The 20798-nt window shown below is 43.3% G+C and carries 7 protein-coding genes and 1 pseudogene; 7 read left to right on the top strand and 1 reads right to left on the bottom strand.

Annotated features, from left to right (window positions below):
• The first annotated feature begins 307 nt into the window (after positions 1-307).
• The 7 genes and pseudogenes from CZ367_RS13265 to CZ367_RS16675 all read left to right on the top strand — a co-directional run.
• On the top strand, positions 308-1027 hold the full coding sequence (locus tag CZ367_RS13265; RefSeq protein WP_077197242.1) for a porin family protein: 720 nt from the start codon (positions 308-310) through the stop codon (positions 1025-1027).
• Between the two features lie 17 nt (positions 1028-1044).
• Positions 1045-2247 carry a PorT family protein gene (locus tag CZ367_RS13260; RefSeq protein WP_077197241.1) on the top strand — a complete coding sequence of 401 codons (1203 nt, stop codon included), beginning with the start codon at positions 1045-1047 and terminating at the stop codon, positions 2245-2247.
• A gap of 36 nt (positions 2248-2283) precedes the next feature.
• Positions 2284-3843: a T9SS type A sorting domain-containing protein gene (locus tag CZ367_RS13255; protein ID WP_077197240.1), complete on the top strand. Its 1560-nt coding sequence runs from the start codon at positions 2284-2286 to the stop codon at positions 3841-3843.
• Positions 3844-3927: 84 nt separating this feature from the next.
• Positions 3928-13128: a SpvB/TcaC N-terminal domain-containing protein gene (locus CZ367_RS13250; RefSeq protein WP_084793526.1), complete on the top strand. Its 9201-nt coding sequence runs from the start codon at positions 3928-3930 to the stop codon at positions 13126-13128.
• Positions 13129-13601: 473 nt separating this feature from the next.
• On the top strand, positions 13602-18143 hold the full coding sequence (locus CZ367_RS13240; RefSeq protein ID WP_394334151.1) for a Tle-like phospholipase domain-containing protein: 4542 nt from the start codon (positions 13602-13604) through the stop codon (positions 18141-18143).
• A gap of 121 nt (positions 18144-18264) precedes the next feature.
• Positions 18265-18717: a hypothetical protein gene (locus CZ367_RS13235; protein WP_144006000.1), complete on the top strand. Its 453-nt coding sequence runs from the start codon at positions 18265-18267 to the stop codon at positions 18715-18717.
• 242 nt (positions 18718-18959) lie between these two features.
• Positions 18960-20351 (top strand): annotated as a pseudogene (locus CZ367_RS16675) (RHS repeat-associated core domain-containing protein); the annotation flags it as partial.
• Positions 20352-20423: 72 nt separating this feature from the next.
• On the opposite strand, the gene CZ367_RS13225 reads toward CZ367_RS16675, so the two are convergent.
• Positions 20424-20798, bottom strand: a 375-nt coding sequence (locus tag CZ367_RS13225; protein WP_144006042.1) for an IS66 family transposase, incomplete at its 5' end; no start/stop codon positions are given.

The following is a 20798-nucleotide window of genomic DNA, read 5'->3' as shown; positions in this document are numbered from 1 at the left end:
TAATTGGCTGATTACTAATAGAAAGCAGAATATATGATATAATTAAGGTGAACGATTAAGAAACGAGCGAGTTTCTTTTCCTTTCTTTATTCTGCAATGCTTCAAAGACCAATAGATACGGCAAAGATAGTAACTAAAAATGAAATATCCAACAAACTCAATGGATTTTACCTCTCGTCCACAGTTTTTCATACTATTCATTCCTTTTACAGGGAATTAAGCCTACAAAAATGTTAAATTTACGACAGTTGCGGTTGATTTTCACTGTTTTTCGTATTTTTGCAAAAATTATCAAACAGTTAGCAATATGAACATCATCAAGTCAGTCACCGTATTAGCACTATGTCTCTCATGCGGGCATTTATCTGCGCAGGATTCCACCTTCAAGTTAGGCATCCGTTTGGGTGGCGGCATGTCTGTCACTACTGGTCTGGATAAGATTCTTGTTCCTGAAGACTATTATTCCAATTACAGTTTCAAAGACAAGTGGCAGCTTACGCCAACAGTTGGTGTATTTGCTCAGTATCATGTCGATGGTTCCATCATAGGTGTTGAAGGTGGATTTAGCTATTGGCAGAAGGCTTCACAGCTTGTCTATAATGATAATAAGGAGTTAAACTATAAAGTTACACCTCGTTATAATTACATTGGCGTATCTGCTCTGTTGAAGATTTATCCTTGGCGCAAAGGCTTCAATATTTCAATTGGAGGACGCGCGGGAGCTAACCTTAATGGCAAGGGCATATCTTACGAGAGTAATCAAGAAGAAAGTAAGTTTGCAAACTATCATTTTGCCACTGTCGATGAGACGGAACGTCTAATGAAAGAGAAGTTAACAGGGCAGCCAGATATTGCCGTTGGCGGTGGTTTTGGATATGAAATTGGCAACCACTGGGCTTTAGATTTACGTTACTTTCACGGATTGAACTCTACCATTAAGACAGAACGTAATGACTATAACTGGGCAGAACATTCAACCCATGGACAGAACATAGAGCTAAGTATCAGCTATCTTTTTAAACTTTAGCCCTTATGAGCTTATCTATGAGGGACAAGAGCAACAGAAAAAAACGTTATATTCTGGCAGGAATCTTTCTTGGCATAGCTACTCTTTTTGGTATAGAACGCTGTGTTAATGACGAACCAGAGTCTGAGCAGCGTATAGAACAAAAGACAGCAGACAAGGCATTATCACAATCTACTACACCGCATGTCTCTTCTTCTTTAGACAAGACAAATGTGCAGAAAGATTCGGGACGTTCATATTGTGTATATAATAAGCTGGGGAATGTGTCCCGAAACGTTACAAGTATCAATACAAGGAGAATTAAAAAATCAAGCATGACAAGGAAAACCGCTAATGGCAAACATTCCTCGTCAGAGCAGCCTATCCTTTCTCCATCGTTATCAACTGACGTTTCATCTGTAAACGATAAAACAGCCATTAGAAAACATGAGATGAGCGAACCAGACAATGAGCCAACAAATCTGGAAACAGGTGAACATGTTCTTGACAACTCTATGAATAGCCAGCCCACCATAGTAGAGGAAATTCCGAAAGATACACCATCTTTGATAACTTATTCTTTTCCTCACTATCACCTTTTTCGGATAGGACTCAGAGCTGGAGTTGGTTATTTCAGCATTTCAGGATTAAGCAGTATTATTGAAAACTATGATATACGCCCTACTTTCACAATGAGTGAACGTGGTGGTGTAAATCCTCGTATTGGAATCTTTGGCACATGGCAATATCGTAGATTAGGTGCTGAGCTGGGCATTGATTACACCCGTATTCTCAGCAAGCTGACAGAGCATAAGATACCTGAAAATGTAACCGAGACTACACGATTTCATTATAATTTCATTACTCCACAAGTCCTGCTTCGTTTCTATGCTTTCCCAAAGTTCTATATGGGAGCAGGAATTAGTGCCGCTATTCCGTTTGGCAGCCGTAATATCGACTTCACCAATGACCGCATTGGAGAGGTATACCGACAGCAGGCTGAACGTACCCAGGATCATCTGAGAGAATCTGTCAAAGCACGAGTAGTATTCATTCCTACTATAAAAATTGGCTATGTTGATATAAAGAACGGTCTTGAGGCAGGACTGGAATACGGTTTCGAATTTAATGATATGCTCCGCACCAGTGCCAATGACTATGGCTATCAGGAGCGTATGAATAATCTTCAGACTGTCAGCCTTACCATTGGTTACAGTCTTCCTATTGGCAAAGCTAAATAAGCAGCATAACTACAATCATATTAAAACGGTCTTTAAATGAAACATAAATACCTCACAGCAGTTTTCTTCTTTCTATTCACTCTTTCTGCTACTGCTCAGACCCCTGGTGGTGTAGATAAGCCAATGGTATGGTCACACGATTCTACCTCTGTCTGTGTCTCTGCTGGTGCTGGACTTACCTATATAGGCGTAAGTAAGGTATATGGCGAAAAGGAGCAGGCAATATGGTCTCTTGGAAGCGGAAAAGCTATTACTCGTATGCAGACAACTGAGCGTGCTGCAAACCTTGGCAATGGTACTTTCATGAATTATGCCAAGGACTCGCTGCCTGAAATGCGACTTTACAGCTATACGACCTCTTCCAATATTGGCAATGGTCAGACTCTGCATATCGGTCGGAATAGAAACACCAAACTACCTGTAAAGGACCTTGATGGTAGAACTGTTGAGTATACCGTCTTCGATCGCCGCCTTTCTGATACAGAACGTTGCCGTGTGGAAAGCTATCTTGCTTTAAAATATGACGTAAGCCTTCGCAGCAGTTACCTTAATTCAAGAAGTGAGGTTATTTGGAATGGTTATACCAACAAGGCCTATAGTCACCGTATAGCTGGTCTTATCTCAGACAAGGCTTCTGCCTTACATAAGACAAGAGCCAAGAGCTGTGAGGAAGACGGTTTTCTTACAATCAGTATGAGCAAGCCTCTTGAAGATGGTGAGAGTATTCTTTGGGGTGACAACAATGGTAAACTTTTTTTCCGTCAGAGTAAGGCTTACGGCAAGTGGCTCGGTAGAAGATGGATGGATACAGCAACACGGATTGATAAGCCTAATGTTGATATTGTAGCTGATAGCAAGCAGCTACGCCAGATACAGCCTCTTGCAGAAGGTGAGAGTTACTATCTTGCCGTTGACCCTACAGGAACGGGTAGCTTTCCTGTCAAAACTCTAAGCTATCATAAGGCAAATACGACAGTTGGTGATAGTATTGTCTTTAAGAATATACCGTTAGGAAGACGTGATGTCTTCACGCTACGAGCTGCCAAAGATATGTTTACAACGATAGAAGTAGTGCAGCCAACGGAGAAGAGCGGTAGCACAGGAACACTTTCTGTCAGAGTAACAGGCGGTATTGCCCCTTACAAGATGACTCTACAGAGAGAACACATGTCTGTTTTCAATCGTACTACAAGCGACAGCATACAGTCTGCCGATGGACTCATAGAAGGGAAATACCTTCTTACGACGACAGACCATGTGGGCAACAAGGCTGAGAATGAGTTTCAGATTTCGAAGACAGGTATCACAGAGATTCCTTCCATGAATCCTTCTGACGGAAGTAGTGACATCTTTGCAAATGTAAGTGTAAGTCCTAATCCAACGGTGAATGGATATGTCAGTGTGCAGGTGGAACTGAGCGAAGTAGCTCCATTGGATATGGCGCTCTATACGACGGGTGGAGCTCTTGTCAGTCGTCAGACTAATATGCCTGATACATATTTTTCAACCAAAGTCTATCTTCCACAGACAGGTGTCTACTTATTGACACTGCAAAGTGGTAGCAAAGAAAAGACATTTAAACTGGTGAGGAAGTAAATCTCATTTTTATTTTATAAAATTTTCCAACGCAAGTATATATATATTGAAGACCTTTAGGTCTGAAACAAAATAGCAAGAATAATGAAGTATTCTACATATTCACTCCTCCTTCCGTTCCTGTTGCTTTCAGGAATCATACTAAACTCCTGTAATGGTGGAAGTAGTCGTTCTGCTAAAGAAACGGTAATCAGTGATTCTACATGTACTGATACAATCTCTTCTGTACAAAAAGATAGCATTTTCCGAAAGGCTACTTCCTTACGAAAACAAGTTAAGGACAGTGTACAGAACTCACCTGTGAAGAGAATCTCCGAAGAAATCGCAAGAAAAGAAAAGGGGAATCGTGTAGATACTCACAAGCCGAACAGGAAATCTGCAAGACTTTTTGCAGACTTAGGCAAACGTACTGTCAGCAAGTTCTTTGCCAACTCTGACAGCGATACGCTCAATGTTGGGCGTGCCCAACTTGCCGTTCCACGTGAGGCTATGGCAAAGGGTAAAGTTCTTAGTATTACACCACTTAGAAAAGGTGAACTACCAACCTTGCCTACGGGTATGGTGAATGTTACAGGTGGCTGTGACACCTTAATGGCAAGAACCGATACGGTGTCAGGTTATCGTTTCTTACCTCATGGTAATCACTTCGTCCATCATCTGGCAAGTATCTCAGTACCTTACGACAGCACGTTGATTCCGAAAGGCTATACTGTAGATGATATTCACACCTATTACTATGATGAACTGCACCAACGCTGGACAATGCTCCAGTCAAAAGGTATTGATACTAAACGTGAGGTGGCAATGGCAGAGACATCACACTTTACGGATGTCATCAACGGTATCATCAAGGTTCCAGAGAGTCCCGAAACACAGAATTATGTCCCTACAGGTATCAGTGAGCTGAAGGCTGCTGACCCAGCAGCAGGTATTCAGCAGATAGAAGCCCCATCAGCTAATCAGAATGGTACGGCAACACTGTCCTATCCTTTCGAAGTTCCTTCAGGGCGTAATGATATTGGTGTAAGTGCCGGCTTACAGTACAGCAGTGAGGGAGGCAGTAGCTTTGTAGGCTATGGATGGAGCCTTCCTGTACAGAGCATTGACGTAGAGACCCGATGGGGTGTACCACGTTTCGATGATAAGTCAGAAAGTGAGAGCTATCTCCTCATGGGACAGCAACTCAATGACCGACTCTATCGTAGGACCGACTCTTTGTCACGTCAGACTGACAAGCAGTTCTATCCAATGACTGAAGGCGGGTTCAGTAGGATTATCCGAAAGGGTAACAGCCCGAAGAACTATTACTGGGAAGTGACTGGTAAGGATGGTACAGTCTACAGTTATGGTGGTCATGGTGGTCATGTCAGTGATGCTACTTCTCTTACCGACACCAAAGGGAACCGTATCAAATGGGCACTTGACCGTGTTACCGATGTTCACGGAAACTTTGCCGCTTTCCATTACATGAAATCTGGCAATAACCTTTATCCTGAACGTTATACATGGACAGGATTCGGAGAGACGGAAGGACTGTATAGCATTGAATTCAATATTGACTCTATAGCCACAGACCGAAAAGATGTGACGAGTAGCGGAAGACTTGGCATTATGCAAAAGGACAAAGGGCTACTCCGTAAGGTCACAGTGAAGAATAATGGTCAGCAGCTCCGCAGCTATAGCTTAAACTATGAAGAAGGACAGTTTGGCAAAATGCTGCTAAAGAGCATTGATCAGAACGATAGTAGGGATGGTAAGGTTGCTACACAATCCTTTGACTATTACAATGACCTCAAAAATGGGCTTTTCTCTTCTAAGGCAGAGATATGGAAGGCCGAAGGAGAAGATTACGAAGCATTCCTCAGTCATTCGGTTCGTGGGTGTGATGACAATCTTAGTATTCTTGGTGGTGGAGCTTCAAAAAGCCACACTACGGGTTGGGGAACAATGGTAGGTATTGGCTTCGCTGCTGGAACAGTAAATGTTGGTCCATCTTTCTCTAATAGTAAGAGTTCAAATTCAGGTAAAGTTGCTTTTGTAGATATTGATGGTGACGGACTACCCGATAAACTCTTCAAACGAGGTAACCAACTTTTCTATCGTAAGAACATGAGCGCAGATGGAAAGAATTTACTCTTTGGAAAAACTATATTGGTATCAGGGGTAAACTCTTTCTCTGATGGAAATAGTACCACTCACTCTTTTAATGCTGATGCAGCTGTTGAATTTGGTATTTCAAGTAAACTTAAAGCCTCTGCTGGAATTTCTTATACACATTCAAAAGACCAAGATAAGACTACCACCTATCTTTATGATTTCAACAGTGATGGACTTACAGACATAGCTGTCAATGGTCAGGTCTATTTCAATCATATTGTAGACGGTAAACCTGTATTTAGTCCTGCAAGTAATGTGACTGCTAATCCTATTATTGGCGAAGGAGCACCTATTGATAAGCATTTTATTCCAGACTATAAGGTTATCCGTGACTCTTTGGAAAAAGAATATCCCCTGAATGATGCCGTCCGGATGTGGTGCGCACCTTTTGCTGGCAAGATCAACATACAAAGTACTATAAAAAAACTTAGCAATCAAGGTGATGGCATCATCTACAGCATTCAACATGAGAGTGATGGCTTCATGGTCCGCGACTCTTTATTACAAGCTGGTAGCAAAACCAACAATCTTAATTGTGATGTAAAAGTAGGAGACAGAATTTTCTTCCGTCTTCAGTCCCGATATAATGGTGAGGATGATAAGGTTCTTTGGAATCCTATAATTACTTATGTCTCTTTACCTGTTGGCAAGGATCGGTATCTGTCAGAAGACTTAAAAACATATAATAGCAAGGCTGATTATATAGAGGGTGAAAACAATGTAGCTATATTTAATCGTACTGGTAAGGTTACGCTCCACGCCCCTTATATGAAAGGGAAGACTTCTGATGATGTTACACTTATCGTTACACGATTGGATCATAATGGTGAAACAATTGTAAAACGACTTAAACTTCCTGCTGATAGTATTGTCAATGGCTCCTATGACTATACTGATAACATAAATGAGAAAGATTCTGTTTCATTCTTCTTTGAAATCACAACCACATCCCCAGTTGATTGGACAAAGGTACAATGGACGGGTAACTATAATTATGAAGATGACCAAGAAAACGTACGTTTTGTAGCATCTCGTAGGATGTTCAACAAGCCTGTAAGTATAGCAGAGAGTAAAGTGTTGAAACAGGGTGTTACTGTATTGAATAGGCAATACCGTCCTAAACTTTTCATTGTCCCAACACTATCCGTTGTGCGTGAAGATAAAAAGAATGACACAGATACTGCTACAGTTTACCTCACTTTACATGATCAAAACGGGCTTCCCGTATTGCGCCACACCTGTCGTCTGAATACTTCCAATACGCTCAAGGTAGATACCATCATAGTTACAGACACAACACTTATCAAACGATTAAATACAAGTAAGGTGACTGCTACTTTTGCAGTAAGTAACGAATTATCTAAATCTACTCATGCCAAAGTTAGTTTCTTACGCGATAGTCTTTCTTACCAAAGTGCCACATCTACAGTTGTTACTGCTGAACAGCGTGTTCTTGTGGATACGTTAGAGGCTTGTGTTTTTTCTGGGTATAACTCTGTTGATTATGGAAGGCTCTACCGAGGATGGGGACAATTCGCCTATAATGGCAATAAAGCCTATGCCACCCAGCCAATAGAAGTATCAGCACTGACCATTGACAGGGATAAATATAAGGATATAGCCGAGCATTATAAATCTACACACGATGGCAATCAACTTGCAAAGAGTCTTACTCCTGTCAACGAACAGCGCTTCTTTGTTATGGGATATGATGCAAACAAGAGGATGTATGTTGGTGGATCTGAGCATGTCTTTATCTCTTTAGATACAATCTGTAGTTCTCGTATCGGCGAGGATGCTATTATAATTGACAGTGTTCATTATGCTAAAAATGCGGGCGAATTGTCTGCACCTGTACTTATGAGTGAGTCAAAGAGTAATGGCTATGGTGTAAGCGGTGGAGTTTCTTATGCAGGACTCAGTGGCAGTAAGAATACACAGACTTCTTATAGCAAGGTGGCTCTAATGGATATCAATGGTAATGGTTATCCTGATTGGTTAGAGGAGGTAGATGGCAATATTGTTACTCAATATACCAATGCAACTGGTACACTTGGGAAAGGTCGCATGAAGTTAAATGTCAATCGACCAAAATTTAAAGCAAGTTCTTCTACTATAGGAGCAGATGCTAGTCTATCAAAACGGGCTTCGTCAAAGAGTGCTTTAGCTATCAGTATCAACCCTAAACCACAAGACGATGAAACATCAGGCGGTAGTGATGGACATAATTCATCCAATGGTAATGCTATCTCCAGTGTGTCTGTGAGTGCAAGTGGGAACTTTACTTCTGGAACCTCTCATACAGAAAGTGATTGGACTGACCTTAATGGTGACGGACTTCCTGATATGCTCTTTGGTGATAAAGTGAAGTTTGGTCTTGGATATGACTTTACAAATGAAGAGAATAGCGGTGTTACGTCATTGGAGTCTTCTGAAAATAGCACATGGGGTGCAGGACTTGGTACATCCATCGAGGTACTTGGTAATGCCGATATATCCTTTGGCGTCAATGGAACGAAGACAACAACAAAGTACAATGTGTCTTTTATAGATGTTAATGGCGACGGTTTACCTGATATGGTAACTCGTAGTGGTGAAAAGTTCACTATAATGTTGAATACTGGGTCGGGATTTATTCCTTATTCCGAAGAGCAACAAGGTAGTTTCAATGAGTCATTGGCAACGTCCGTTTCTCAATATGGTAATTTTGCTGTCTCCATCCCAATACATATTTTGTTTTTAAAACTAAGGTTTACAGCTAAGGTTACCAAATCTTGGTCAAGTGGCGTTAGTTTTACAAGCGCAGCCTTGAGAGATATTGACGGTGACGGACTACCTGATCTTATCATATCTGATGGGGCAAAGCAGCTTGTTGTTTATCGCAACCTTACGGGCAGAACGAACCTGCTGCGCTCTGTGACACTTCCTTTCGGCGGACATATCAATATCGGGTATGAGCAGACAACTCCAAGTTACGATTTGCCAGGACGCCGCTGGGTGATGTCATCGGTTGAGACGACGGGTGGATACAAAGAGAACGGAGCAATACGAAGCAGGAACACCTTTGAATATAGTGGTGGCTATCGTGACCGCCGTGAGCGTGACTTCTATGGTTTCAAGCAGGTACGTACCAATCAGATAGACACTGAGAACGGTGACAGACTCTATCGTTACTCCGTACAGACTTATGGTAAGAACAGGGATTACTATGCGCATGGACTTGTTACGAGCGAGTATCTCTATACCGCTGATGGAAAGAAACTGCAGGGTGCTGTCTATGACTACGACCTGAAGACACTCGCCGTTGGTAATAATACGACAGATGCTGTTGTCTTCCCTGCTCTAAAGACGCTTGTTCAGAGTAACTTTGATGTAAATAGTGGGGACAGTCTGGCGGTTGCGGTCAATAATATTTACGATGACTATGGTAACCTACAGGGATATAAGGAGACAACAACTGATTATAGTTTAGAGGCAAACATCAACTATCATGAGATAGCCGACAAGTATATTGTCAGTGTTCCGAGCCATATCACTGTCAGCAGTGGCGGTAAGACTTACCGTGAACGCTCAACGAAGGTGGATGGCAACGGTGAGATAACGGAGATCATGCTTCATAACGGTGACAAGCCTTCTGTCTATAACATGACTTACGATGGCTATGGTAACATCACACGCATGACGAAGCCTGAGAACTATAATCATCAGCGTATGTTCTATGCTTATACGTATGACGACCGCTATCATAGTCTTGTGACAAATGTCAAGGATGCATACGGCTATAGCTCCAGTACGGCTTATGATGGTCTTTGGAATGCTCCATCTGTAACGACCGACCTTAACGGGCAGAAGATGGAATACACCTACGATGCACTGGGCAGACAGCAGACTGTCCGTGCTCCGTATGAGATAGAGAGCGGTCAGCCGTTTACTATCCGCTTTGAATACTTCCCCGCAGAACGCAAGGCACATACCATCCATTATTCTAAGGAAGGCAACATAGATACCTATACCTTTGCCGACTCGCTGATGCGTGCCGTCCAGACGAAACAGACGGGTGTGGTGTGGTCTGGTGGCAGCAATCAGAAAGTCTCTATCGTCAGTGGAAGGGCTGTCATCGATGCCTTCGGACGTAATGTTGCGGCTTATTACCCAATGACGGAGAGTCATGGTAACATCGCCACTTACAATCATGCTACAGGTGATTTGCAGGCAAAGACGGAGTATGATACACACGACCGTACCACGAGTGTGACGCTTGCTGACGGCAGTGTGACACGTACGGCTTACTCTATCGGCAGTCATGACGGTGAGCCGATGCTCCAGACAACAGTCACGGATGCACTGGGACGACATGCGGAGAGCTATACCGATGCCAAGGGACGCAACCGTGAGACAGTGCAGCATGCTCGTGGTGAGGATATCACGGTGAAGTACAACTATGACCCTGTCGGACAGGTGCTGACGGTTCAGCATCCTAACGGTAGGGAGACGAAGTATGCATACGACTTGCTTGGTCGGAAACTGATGGTGAATCATCCTGATGCTGGTGAGACGGATATGACCTATGATGCGGCAGGCAACCTCCTGACGAAGCTCACGGCAGAGCTTAGAAAGTCGATATCTGACAAGGGTTACATCTCTTACACCTACGACTTCGAGCGACTCCATGAGGTACTTTATCCAGAAAATCTCTTCAACCGTGTTACTTATACCTATGGTAAGGCTGGCGATAAGTATAACCGTGCCGGTCGTCTTGCCCTCGTAGAGGATGCGAGTGGCGGTGAAGCCTATTACTATGGCGGACAGGGTGAGGTGACGAAGACTATCCGTACAGTCATGGCGAGCGTGGCAGATATCAGGACTTATGTCTATGGTGCTACGTATGATAGTTGGAACCGTGTGCAGACGATGACTTATCCTGACGGTGAAGTGGTGACTTATCACTACAATGCTGCTGGACAGGTTGAGCGTATGACGAGCAATAAACAGGGACGTCAGAGCGTTATTGTTGATAGGATAGGTTACGATAAGGAGGGTCATACGGTCTATACGAAGCTTGGTAATGGCATGGAGACTACCTATACCTACGACAAGCAGCGTGAGCGTCTGCAGGTGATGAACCTTACAGCGGACGGTCAGACTGTGATGGAGAACAAGTATCGCTATGATGCTGTGGATAATATCCTTGGTATTACGAATGCTGCCAACCCAACGTCGCTGACGAAACTCAACGAGGCGAAGTTAGGAGGAAGGAGTTCGCATACGTATGAGTATGATGAGTTGAACCGTCTTGTTCATGCCAGCGGTAAGGCTAAGCGTGCATCGTATGATATGGTGATGTCGTTCGGACGGATGAGCGAGCCGCTGACGAAGGTGCAGAAGGTGGACTCAACGACAACTGCTAAGTCTTATAACTTCGCTTATAAGTATGAGGACAGTAACCACCCGACGGCTCCAACGCAGATTGGTCACGACCATTACACCTATGATGCCAACGGTAATCCAACGCTGGTAACGAACGATTCGACCAACGCTACCCGTGAAATGTACTGGGACGAGGACAACCGCCTGATGGTACTCTCTGATAATGGCAAAACCTCACGCTATACGTATAACGCTGCCGGCGAACGCATTATGAAGAGTTATGGTACGATGGAAGGTGTGTATATCAACGGTGCTCCGCAAGGCATCACCTTCCATGAGACGGATAACTTCACGCTCTATCCTGCTTCGATAATCAGCATCAACAAGAACCGCTTTACGAAGCATTACTTTATTGGCGACAAACGAGTTGCTTCAAGGATAGGAACAGGTCTGTTCAATAACGTCTATGGACGCAACGGCTCATATGTAACCGCTGGTCAGCAGGACTATGCTGAACGTATGAATCAGATACAGACACAGAAAGAGGCGTACTATAAGCAGCAGGGCATTGCCCCTGGTGTACCTACAGAGAAGGGTGCGTATGGTGACCCGGAGAACACGGGTGTTGGTTATAATGCCGTCCTCACAGAACTCGGCAACCATGATGTGCCACAGGGTTGGATTCAGACTCCACGCCCCAACACCACACCGAATACCAACCCCGGTCCACCTGTAAGCTGGAATGACCCGAGCAACCCTGATGACCCACAGGCTGGTTACGGCTACATCCCTAATGACACTACAAAAGAAGAAACCTTCTTCTATCACAGTGACCACCTCGGCTCAACGTCTTACATCACAGACGATAAAGCCAATATCACTCAGTATGATGCCTACCTGCCTTATGGTGAGCTGTTAGTTGACGAGCATAGCAGCTCCGAAGACCTGCCGTATAAGTTCAACGGCAAACAGTTCGATGAAGAGACTGGTCTGTACTACTATGGTGCAAGGTACATGAATCCTGTGGCAAGTATTTGGTATGGGGTGGATCCGCTGGCGGAGAAATATGTCACTGCTGGTGGATATATATACACATTAGAGAATCCAATTAATCTTGTCGATCCTGATGGCAATAAAGTAATTCCAAAGTTGTATGTTAATGATAGTAAAAAGCCTGTAAGTTATTATAGAAGTCCGAAAAATTTTAGTAAGGCGATGAAGGCTTTTGCAAAGACAACGTATGGAAAGAAGGTGCTGGCCGACTTCACGGAAAAAGGTAAGACTATTTTTGGGGTGAAAGGAAATGGGAAATACGCGAAATTTGATCTTGTTTTGGATGAAGAGGCATTCACTGATCAACAAATTCGCACAGCCAAATTTCTTGACAATGATGGATCTTGGATTGCAGCCCAAACGCAAATGTCTAAAGATCAAGATGGTAAGCCTCAATTTACAATAATATTTGATTTATCCTATTCGTCGGATGAACTAACAGAGACCGTTACCCATGAGTTTTCTGTACATCTGTCTAGATATTCAGGTGTGCTGGATACATATATGAAAACCGATAATTACAAGGTTGCTGAAAAAATATGGAAGAATTTGTCTGGTAATGATGAACATCATGATTTAATAAGAAGATCTCCGAAATTACCAGGGTCTAAGTTGTACTATAAAACGGTTTCAGAGTTAATCGGACAAAACAAAAAATTAAAATCCATTTTCAATGATGCTTCTAAATATTACAAAAAACATTATTAAAATCGGTATGATACTTACAAGTATCAGCATATTGGGTTGTTGTAAATCGAAAAGTCAGCATATTTTGTTGCCGATAGACAATGTTATATATTTTATGCTTGATGTTAATAATGACACAACAACAATTATCGAAAAAAAAGGACTATACTATAGAGAAGTCTTAAAGTATTATCGCGATCACGACAATGTTTTCACATCTGATTACGGCGGAGATAAAGAACTGCTCATGTCAGTAACTCAGTTATCTGATTCAATATATACAGGAGGGAGATTTAGACGGCATAGGATTCTGATACAAAAAGAAAGTTTAAACTTGTATTCAACTTCAATATTCAACATAGATATAAAGCAGGTTCCCGTAATAACGATTTTCTATGATAAAGCTTATAATGTCAAAGCTATTCGGAATTGGTTGGTTTACACGACCTATAAGCCATAATACCCCCTGAAACAGAGAACTCTACAATGTTCTAATGAAAACTTTAGATACAATATTGCCAATATCTCTACTACAGCCGATGCTTTATGCGATGCCCTTGGATGGCATACTGAAATTCAGGCTTACGTTCAAGGGAGTAGGCTCTTTGTCCGACGGCATCAGCTGTACCGAGGCCGCAATGAGGGACATCGACAGTAACGGACATCCCGATATCGTCGTCGCTGACGGAGGAAAGCAGCTTATTGTCTACCGCAACCTTACGGGCAGAACGAACATTCTGCGCTCTGTGACGCTTCCTTTCGGTGGACATATCAATATCAACTATGAGCAGACAACTCCAAGTTACGACTTGCCGGGACGTCGCTGGGTGATGTCATCGGTTGAGACGACAGGTGGATACAAGGAGAACGGAGCAATACGAAGCAGGAACACCTTTGAATATAGCGGTGGCTATCGTGACCGCCGTGAGCGTGACTTCTATGGTTTCAAGCAGGTACGTACCAATCAGATAGACACGGAGAATGGTGATAGACTTTATCGTTACTCCGTACAGACCTATGGCAAGAACAGGGATTACTATACTCATGGACTTGTTACGAGTGAATATCTCTATACCGCTGAGGGAAAGAAACTGCAGGGTGCTGTCTATGACTACGACCTGAAGACACTCGCCGTTGGTAATAATACGACAGATGCTGTTGTCTTCCCTGCTCTAAAGACGCTTGTTCAGAGTAACTTTGATGTAAATAGTGGGGACAGTCTGGCGGTTGCGGTCAATAATATTTACGATGACTATGGTAACCTACAGGGATATAAGGAGACAACAACTGATTATAGTTTAGAGGCAAACATCAACTATCATGAGATAGCCGACAAGTATATTGTCAGTGTTCCGAGCCATATCACTGTCAGCAGTGGCGGTAAGACTTACCGTGAACGCTCAACGAAGGTGGATGGCAACGGTGAGATAACGGAGATCATGCTTCATAACGGTGACAAGCCTTCTGTCTATAACATGACTTACGATGGCTATGGTAACATCACACGCATGACGAAGCCTGAGAACTATAATCATCAGCGTATGTTCTATGCTTATACGTATGACGACCGCTATCATAGTCTTGTGACAAATGTCAAGGATGCATACGGCTATAGCTCCAGTACGGCTTATGATGGTCTTTGGAATGCTCCATCTGTAACGACCGACCTTAACGGGCAGAAGATGGAATACACCTACGATGCACTGGGCAGACAGCAGACTGTCCGTGCTCCGTATGAGATAGAGAGCGGTCAGCCGTTTACTATCCGCTTTGAATACTTCCCCGCAGAACGCAAGGCACATACCATCCATTATTCTAAGGAAGGCAACATAGATACCTATACCTTTGCCGACTCGCTGATGCGTGCCGTCCAGACGAAACAGACGGGTGTGGTGTGGTCTGGTGGCAGCAATCAGAAAGTCTCTATCGTCAGTGGAAGGGCTGTCATCGATGCCTTCGGACGTAATGTTGCGGCTTATTACCCAATGACGGAGAGTCATGGTAACATCGCCACTTACAATCATGCTACAGGTGATTTGCAGGCAAAGACGGAGTATGATACACACGACCGTACCACGAGTGTGACGCTTGCTGACGGCAGTGTGACACGTACGGCTTACTCTATCGGCAGTCATGACGGTGAGCCGATGCTCCAGACAACAGTCACGGATGCACTGGGACGACATGCGGAGAGCTATACCGATGCCAAGGGACGCAACCGTGAGACAGTGCAGCATGCTCGTGGTGAGGATATCACGGTGAAGTACAACTATGACCCTGTCGGACAGGTGCTGACGGTTCAGCATCCTAACGGTAGGGAGACGAAGTATGCATACGACTTGCTTGGTCGGAAACTGATGGTGAATCATCCTGATGCTGGTGAGACGGATATGACCTATGATGCGGCAGGCAACCTCCTGACGAAGCTCACGGCAGAGCTTAGAAAGTCGATATCTGACAAGGGTTACATCTCTTACACCTACGACTTCGAGCGACTCCATGAGGTACTTTATCCAGAAAATCTCTTCAACCGTGTTACTTATACCTATGGTAAGGCTGGCGATAAGTATAACCGTGCCGGTCGTCTTGCCCTCGTAGAGGATGCGAGTGGCGGTGAAGCCTATTACTATGGCGGACAGGGTGAGGTGACGAAGACTATCCGTACAGTCATGGCGAGCGTGGCAGATATCAGGACTTATGTCTATGGTGCTACGTATGATAGTTGGAACCGTGTGCAGACGATGACTTATCCTGACGGTGAAGTGGTGACTTATCACTACAATGCTGCTGGACAGGTTGAGCGTATGACGAGCAATAAACAGGGACGTCAGAGCGTTATTGTTGATAGGATAGGTTACGATAAGGAGGGTCATACGGTCTATACGAAGCTTGGTAATGGTATGGAGACTACCTATACCTACGACAAGCAGCGTGAGCGTCTGCAGGTGATGAACCTTACAGCGGACGGTCAGACTGTGATGGAGAACAAGTATCGCTATGATGCTGTGGATAATATCCTTGGTATTACGAATGCTGCCAACCCAACGTCGCTGACGAAACTCAACGAGGCGAAGTTAGGAGGAAGGAGTTCGCATACGTATGAGTATGATGAGTTGAACCGTCTTGTTCATGCCAGCGGTAAGGCTAAGCGTGCATCGTATGATATGGTGATGTCGTTCGGACGGATGAGCGAGCCGCTGACGAAGGTGCAGAAGGTGGACTCAACGACAACTGCTAAGTCTTATAACTTCGCTTATAAGTATGAGGACAGTAACCACCCGACGGCTCCAACGCAGATTGGTCACGACCATTACACCTATGATGCCAACGGTAATCCAACGCTGGTAACGAACGATTCGACCAACGCTACCCGTGAAATGTACTGGGACGAGGACAACCGCCTGATGGTACTCTCTGATAATGGCAAAACCTCACGCTATACGTATAACGCTGCCGGCGAACGCATTATGAAGAGTTATGGTACGATGGAAGGTGTGTATATCAACGGTGCTCCGCAAGGCATCACCTTCCATGAGACGGATAACTTCACGCTCTATCCTGCTTCGATAATCAGCATCAACAAGAACCGCTTTACGAAGCATTACTTTATTGGCGACAAACGAGTTGCTTCAAGGATAGGAACAGGTCTGTTCAATAACGTCTATGGACGCAACGGCTCATATGTAACCGCTGGTCAGCAGGACTATGCTGAACGTATGAATCAGATACAGACACAGAAAGAGGCGTACTATAAGCAGCAGGGCATTGCCCCTGGTGTACCTACAGAGAAGGGTGCGTATGGTGACCCGGAGAACACGGGTGTTGGTTATAATGCCGTCCTCACAGAACTCGGCAACCATGATGTGCCACAGGGTTGGATTCAGACTCCACGCCCCAACACCACACCGAATACCAACCCCGGTCCACCTGTAAGCTGGAACGACCCGAGCAACCCTGATGACCCGCAGGCTGGATATGGCTATATTCCAAACGACACTACGAAAGAGGAAACCTTCTTCTATCACAGTGACCACCTCGGCTCAACATCTTACATCACAGATGATAAGGCCAACATCACCCAGTATGATGCTTACCTACCATACGGTGAACTCCTTGTAGACGAGCACTCATCGAGTGAAGACTTACCGTATAAGTTCAATGGTAAGCAGTTTGATGAGGAAACAGGCTTGTACTATTATGGTGCAAGGTATATGAACCCTATGTCGAGTATTTGGTATGGGGTAGATCCGTTAGCTGAGAAATATGCAACGACGGGAGGATATGTCTATACGTTGGATAATCCCATAAGATTAATAGATCAGAGAGGCAAACGTCCATCAACTGCTGAAGCTGCTCTTATATCCAAACATGTTTATGGGGGCGATGATGCTACTACAACTCGGAAAGACCTACGAGCTTCCGGGTGGAAAATTGTAAAGGGAGTGGATAAAATTACGAAAAACATTAATGATGTATTGTTAAATAGTGAATCTGATAATGGTTATAAAGCTCAATTATATAAAAGAACGAATCATGGACATGTAGAATTTGTTTATGCTTTTGCTGGTACAGACGATTGGAGTGATGTTGTTGACGACATAGACCAATACTATGGAGGAAGCCCAAATCAGTACAAAATGGCAGTTGCAAACGCAGAGATATTATCAAGTATATTGAAAGAAAAGTATGGCAATAATGTAGATTTTACATTTGTTGGTCATTCTCTTGGTGGTGGAGAGGCGGCAGCAGCAAGTATGGCAACTGGTTTTGATGCAATTACATTCAATCCAGCAGCTGTAACAAGTGATGATTTATTAGGGAATCCTAGTCATATTACCAATAATATCGCATTAGGAACGAAATTATTTACTATTTTTGGAAAAGACGTTTATTATGGTGGGGATATGTTACATAATTTCCAGTCAAATACTAATGTAGATATACCAGGTGCTATAAATTACATTCAACTTGGGACTGGTGCAACTCATACGATTGATGATTTCTACAACTATTTTTATAAGGATCGTGACGAATAAACTATTTGTATTTTCTTTTCTTGTTCTGTTAACATCGTGTGGTTTACCTTATGTACACAAGGTTCAACTAACTAAAGATGACTTATCATGGATTGACCATTACCATGATACAGATACACTTGTGTTCACATCAAACAAGGGGGTGGATACGTTAACATTAATTTCAATGCGAGTTTCAAACCCAAGGAATACCTTTGTATTTGACCCAGAAGGTGTTAGATGGTATGATGGCTCCCATGAATTTCATGGGAATGCATATGTTGAGATGAAATTAAGACATTCCGGTACATCATTTGTCGTAGGATTTTATATTCGAAGAAATAAAAATACAGATCCTCTACGTTATAGCATAATATTTGGTGAAAAAAGCACTTCATATGAAAATGTCCAATTTTCTCAATATCAGATACATGGATGTAAATTAGATAGTTGCCTTGTGATTAATTCAAACAACATGAATAATAATTTAGGTGATCAGCCTCATCTTGAAGTAAAGTCTATTGTTTGGAATAAGTCATTGGGGCTTGTCCAATATGAACTAAATCATAATATCATATATACAATAAAGATGTGATGTATCATATAACTAGAATACCTATTTATATTCAGAACTGATAACACCGAGGTACTCTTTTCAGCCTTCCCCTTCTTCCAATCGAACTTCGATGAGGCAAGTGTCAACTGCCTGACCACGAAGGTAGGAACACTTATGATGCGGCAGGTAACCTCCTGACGAAGCTTACGGCGAAACTTAGGAGGTCGATATCTGACAAGGGTTACATCTCTTACACCTACGACTTCGAACGGCTGCATGAGGTGCTTTATCCTACTTCGATAATCAGTATTAACAAGAATCATTTTACGAAGCATTACTTTATTGGTGACAAACGAGTTGCTTCAAGGATAGGAACGGGTCTGTTTAATAACGTTTACGGAAGAAACGGCAGTTATGTCACCGCTGGTCAGCAAGACTATGCAGAGCGTATGAATCAGATTCAGAAGCAGAAAGAGGCATACTATAAACAGCAGGGCATTGCCCCAGGTGTACCTACAATGAAGGGTGCGTATGGTGATCCGGAGAATACAAAACGAGGATATAACTCTATCATTGACACACTCGGTAACCACGATGTGCCACAGGGTTGGGTTCAGACTCCACACCCCAACACCACACCGAATACCAACCCCGGTGCCTCAATCTCATGGAATGACCCGAGCAACCCTGATGACCCGCAGGCTGGATATGGCTATATTCCAAATGATACTACACGTGAAGAAACCTTCTTCTATCACAGTGACCACCTCGGCTCAACGTCTTACATCACAGATGATAAAGCTAACATCACGCAATATGATGCTTACTTGCCATACGGCGAACTATTAGCTGACGAGCACAGTAGCAGTGAAGAACTACCCTATAAGTTCAACGGCAAACAGTTTGATGAGGAAACCGGCTTGTACTATTATGGTGCAAGGTACTTGAATCCTATGACAAGTTTATGGTATGGGGTGGATCCGTTGGCAGAGAAGTATGCTAATATATGTTCTTATACCTATTGCCATGATAATCCGATTAGGCTTATAGATCCTACTGGATTATATGATGAAGATACTGCTAAGAAAGTAGCCTCAGAAAGGGGTGCACAATACCACAAAGATAGCGAAAGTGGGGAATGGTTTGTCGCTATGGACGAGACAAGAACAAAGGCATATACAACAGGTGGAACGTTAACAAGGGATTTTGGGCCTAAGAAGTTACCAATAGCTGACAATATGATAGTTAATGATTTTTCAACCCCCATAGCAGGTTTTGCCGATATTGCAGCATATAAAAGGACAAAGGATCTTTCTAAAATGTATAATTCCATGTTTACTCAATATTTATATAATGGAAGATTGACTCAAATAGATCAGACAGGTAAAATATGGAGAAACGCAAATACTTCTCGGCTTGTCAATCAAACTTTAAGTAAGAAGCTCCCTGTGTTTACAAGGTATTCTAACATTTTTGGACGGGCTGCAGCGGTACTTACAACAATAGATATTGGAGGGAGTATTTATAAGGGTATCACTTCTAATACTATCCAAGATCAATCATATTATTTAACAGAAGGAGTTCTAAAAACGCCTTCTTATATCCCCTATTTTGGTACTCTATGTGGATTAGGCTTTGATAAGGCTGTTCGTCCAACTTGGGAAAATGGGTAAGCATCCAATATTAGCCGCCTTTCACACCAATAAATAACCCTTATATGTCTGGCAGCATATAAGGGTTATTTGTTATTTGAAGTTTGAAGGTAGCATTTTCGTGAGTTCCTCCTCCGTCATATCTAGCAGGGACCTTGAAAGAACTTCCTTCATCCATTTGTATGGCTCTATGTCTGCTTCCCTGCAACACGCCATGAAGGTATAGAAGATGGCGTTGTTCTCCGCTCCCTCATTGTTACCACAGAACAGGTAGTTCTTTCTTCCAAGCGTGATGGGTCTGATGGCCTGTTCCATAAGGTTGTTGTCTATGTTGAAGCGTCCGTCCTGCACATACCTGCCAATGCGTATCCATACGGCGAAGGCATAACGCAGTGCCTTCTCCATAGCTTCGCCTGGGGTGTACTGTTTGTGTACATCCAACATATAGGTCTCCAAATACTTAAGAAT

It is taken from the genome of Prevotella ihumii (assembly GCF_900155655.1).
GTDB classification, from domain to species: Bacteria; Bacteroidota; Bacteroidia; order Bacteroidales; family Bacteroidaceae; genus Prevotella; species Prevotella ihumii.
This window is presented reverse-complemented; position numbering and strand designations above follow the sequence as displayed.

Bases quoted from the DNA above. Each gene is read 5' to 3' on its own strand.
- CZ367_RS13265 (WP_077197242.1), top strand. From the start codon at position 308: ATGAACATCATCAAGTCAGTCACCGTATTAGCACTATGTCTCTCATGC.
- CZ367_RS13260 (WP_077197241.1), top strand. From the start codon at position 1,045: ATGAGGGACAAGAGCAACAGAAAAAAACGTTATATTCTGGCAGGAATC.
- CZ367_RS13255 (WP_077197240.1), top strand. From the start codon at position 2,284: ATGAAACATAAATACCTCACAGCAGTTTTCTTCTTTCTATTCACTCTT.
- CZ367_RS13250 (WP_084793526.1), top strand. From the start codon at position 3,928: ATGAAGTATTCTACATATTCACTCCTCCTTCCGTTCCTGTTGCTTTCA.
- CZ367_RS13240 (WP_394334151.1), top strand. From the start codon at position 13,602: ATGAAAACTTTAGATACAATATTGCCAATATCTCTACTACAGCCGATG.